The following is a 3,849-nucleotide window of genomic DNA, read 5'->3' as shown; positions in this document are numbered from 1 at the left end:
TCAGGCCCTGGAATGGCTTAGACGTAAAACTTCTCTGATCCGGCGTATCGACAATCTCTGGGTTGGCATCAGGCTTCGGCGGGTGCTGGCCGGCGAGGTGGTGCCGGCCGCCGAGAAGCTGGTCAGCCTGTTCGAACCGCATGCCGACATCATCGTCAAGGGCGGCCGCGATGTCCATTATGGCCACAAGCTCAACCTGACGACGGGCAGGAGCGGCATGGTTCTCGACCTCATCGTCGAAGCCGGCAATCCGGCCGACAGCGAGCGGTTGCTGCCGATGCTTCAGCGCCACATCGACCGATATCGCGAGCCGCCAGGTCAGGCGGCCGCCGATGGCGGCTATGCCAGCCGCGCCAATCTGATCCAGGCCAAGGCTTGGGGCGTGAAGGACATGGCCTTCCACAAAAAATGCGGCATCAAGATCGAGGACATGGTCAAGAGCCGCTGGGTGTATCGCAAGCTGCGCAACCTCCGTGCCGGCATCGAGGCCGGCGTCTCATGTTTGAAGCGCGCTTTTGGCCTGGACCGCTGCACCTGGCGTGGGCTCGACCACTTCAAGACCTATGTCTGGTCCTCGGTGGTGGCCTACAACTCGCCCTCTTCGCCCGCCTCAAGTCGAGCTGACCCACCGCCGACTTCGCAAAAGCCTACCCGGCGCCCAGCCGGGCGGTTCAACCATGGGCCAACTAGCGGACGGCGAGAGACCTCTACTTCTCTTCTAACGCCTCGTGCAGATAGGGCCACCAAGACAGTCAGAAATACCTCGAATCGACATTGGCGGATACAATGAATACTTTGAAAAATTGTTGTTTATCGATGGACACACTAGTGGCGATCGCCCCGACGAACAAGATGGCGCGGGCAATCTTGGCGATGCTGGGAACGAATGAGGATTATCGGAATCCGGCGTCGGATACGGCTGCATGATGCACTTGCAGCAAAGAGCCCGGCGCCGATAAAGGGGGTGTGAGAGGGCGACGACCCGAATGGGCGCAACATCGAACAGATCTGGATCAGGAAACCAGCTGGAGCCAAAGAGCCAATGCGCTCGTTGTGACCTGATCTGCAGATCACCATACCGGCCAGCGGCTTCTGACAATGCGGCACATGAAGGCCTGACAGAAGACCGCACTCGATCACACGTCGAAAAGGGTCAGAATCCGCCTGCGGCGGGCGGTTGCATCGGCGAGAATGTGTCCAGCGGCTGGATGCGATCCCGGCGCAGTTCCTCGTCATTGTGATCCGCTCGTCATGGCATATCCGACACCTGCTGTCGCCTTTGTCGGTTCGGCGACAGAGGCTTGTTTAGAAGCCGGTGTTTTGCATAAGACAAACAGCTGAAAAGCAACCATAAACGTTTTCTTCGACTCGATCAGCCAAAGTGGCACGAGTCTTGAACCTCCCCATCGCGAGGCGGCGGATGTTGCCGACCGGCATTCAATGTAACTCATTTGATGGACCAAGGGAGGAAAGGAACATGTCAGGTCTACGTCAGATCGCGTGCTACGGAATGGGCGACATGGGCGTTCCCGGTTCGCGCCAATCTGCGCCTGACCGTGTTCCACTGCTGGAGTACAACGCGCCCGATCTCCGTCGCGACCCACTGGGCTAGGTGGGAAGCATTATCATCTTGGTGCGAATCCGTCCCCGCTATCACGGCTGGTATGACAGATCGGATCGCGCGCTGGTGCCACCCGCACACCAAGTTTCCACGCCGTACTTCGGCCGGACTAGGTGCGGAAAGACCGTGAAGTCGCGAGGACCGCCCCGTTTAGTCGACATGCAATTAGTGTTCTAAAATCTGACCATAAGCCGACCCCGTAACTCGCTCCGAAAGGTAATCCGATGCAAGTAGCGCTCATATATGGCGGCCGGTCCGTAGAGCACGACTGGTCGATTGCGATGTACAATCACTTCGCTGACGTGCTCAATAATGCTCGCGATGCGGATATTTCACCGGCATTCATCTATTACGTCAGCCGATTCGGGGACCTGCTCAGGCTCGCCTTGGACGGGGATCGCCTTCCGACACACAACGAGTTCGCAGCTCGCGCCGAAACGCATCCGCTTGCTTTTCTCGCTCACCTACTCCAGAGCGACGGCACTTTCGTCTTCTCACTTCTTCAGGGCCAGGATGGCGAGGATGGCCAAATCCAGGCTCTTGCTCAATTCCACGATATTCCCGGCAGCTTTGGCGACAAGACTGCGGCCATGCTTACAGAAAATAAGTATCTTCAAAGTATAGTTGCAACTCATCTATGTTCCGACTTGACTCCCATACCAACAGTCCGCGTCTGTCAAGGCAATCTTGAAGCGGGTATCGCAGAGGCCCTGCGGCAACTTGGCGGCCCCTGTGTCCTCAAGCCGAATACGCTTGGCGGATCCTTTCTGACCGAGTGCACGGACGAGCTCTCGGAGGTTGGCCTCCGTTACTATTCCGAACGGGTTGCTCTCTATGATCCCTCGTTCCTGGTTCAGGAGCGAATTATTGGAACAGAGTACACCTGCGGCGTCTTGATTGATCACCAGATGGTCACGGCGCTTCCGGTTGCACGGATCAACAATCCCGCGGGCTTCATCGGGTATGATCGGAAGACGATGAAGGAGGGCTACTCTGTAGACTTCCACGACATGGAGAACATCCTTCAATCCCGTATCGCCTCAATTTCCACGCAGATTGCTCGGGAGTTTGGGATACATACGTTCGGGCGTCTTGATTTCATCGTTGACGAGCAGCAACGTGTTCACTTCTTCGAACTCAACTTGGTCCCAGGGCTGTCAGGGGGAGCTATCTTTCCGAAGATGCTCGTAGAAGCCGGTTTCGACCTGTGCCACCTCATTCGGCTGGCTGTCTCCAATGAAGTAGATCAACGGCAGCGAGAAGAGAATCGCAAGATCGAAGCCAGCCGCATCCGGGTGCCTTTGCGCTAGTGTCGCGGCGGCAATCGAGCCGGAAGACGGCTAGAAAGATGCCGCTATGAGGGCTGTGCGTGACGCGGAAGTTTTCTGCTAGACGTGTAGGTCGCTGGGGGCCAAAAGGTCATGATTGCAGAGCAATCCTGGCAAAGTCTGAGGTGTTGTTTTCCATTTAATTATGAGAATCCCGTTGACCTGAGACCCTGAATGTCTGCCGCAAGCACGGCATCTCGGCAGCGACCTTCTACAAGTTCAAGGCGAAGTTTGGCGGGATGGATGTGTCCAACGCCCGTCGCCTGAAGGCTCCGGAGGACGAGAACGCCCGGCTGAAGAAGCTCTGGCCGAGCAGATGCTGGACGCGACCCTGAAGGATATCGCCGCAAAATAATGGTGATGCCCGATGCAAAGCGGAAGGCGGTGGTTCATGCCTGCGAGGTGCATGGGGTGAGCCAGCGTCGGGCGTGTGGGCTCTGAGCATCGACCGTTCGACGGTGCGCTACGCCAGCACCCGTCTCGACGACGGTCTGTCGCTCGACGCGATGAAAGCCGTGGCGGCCGAGCGCCGGCGATTCACCTACCGCAGGGTCCACATCATGCTGGACCGTGATGGACCAGAAGAAGCTGCGGCGCCTCTCCGGAGGAGAGGCTGCAGGTGCGCCGTGGCGAGCAAGCTGAATGCCGTCATTCGCTGGCGCGGGCCCAACGCTTCAGTTTCCTGAGTCCCCTTCTATGCCGACTGCACAATGATGTTCCCGGACAACGGTGCTATTGATCGGGTCGGCGGTGGCACCCCGATCAAAGATGGCCAGCGCGCTGCCACACGAACAATGAACAGTTTGACAGTTACCGCTAGAAGAGACGAAGGAAAGTCCATGGAAAACGAGAACGGTGGTCATCCTGCCCAGCGAGATGCTGGCTTTGATGTGGTCGGTT

The 3,849-nt window shown here is 57.7% G+C and carries 3 protein-coding genes and 1 pseudogene; all 4 read left to right on the top strand.

Annotated elements, in window-relative coordinates:
* A pseudogene (locus tag AC0L28_RS34445) lies at positions 1 to 624 on the top strand (transposase); the annotation flags it as partial.
* A gap of 1,221 nt (positions 625 to 1,845) precedes the next feature.
* A complete protein-coding gene (locus AC0L28_RS34440) occupies positions 1,846 to 2,931 on the top strand; it encodes a D-alanine--D-alanine ligase family protein (protein WP_473482924.1) in 1,086 nt (361 codons plus the stop codon).
* Positions 2,932 to 3,119: 188 nt separating this feature from the next.
* Positions 3,120 to 3,284, top strand: coding sequence for a transposase (locus AC0L28_RS34435; protein WP_473482926.1), 165 nt, complete (start codon positions 3,120 to 3,122; stop codon positions 3,282 to 3,284).
* A 375-nt stretch (positions 3,285 to 3,659) separates the two neighbouring features.
* Positions 3,660 to 3,849: hypothetical protein (locus AC0L28_RS34430; RefSeq protein WP_473482922.1), on the top strand; the 190-nt coding region annotated here is incomplete at its 3' end.

Source organism: Mesorhizobium sp. WSM4847 (assembly GCF_055811335.1).
Note: the sequence above shows the minus strand (reverse complement) of the source record. Positions and strands in the feature narration are given on the sequence as shown.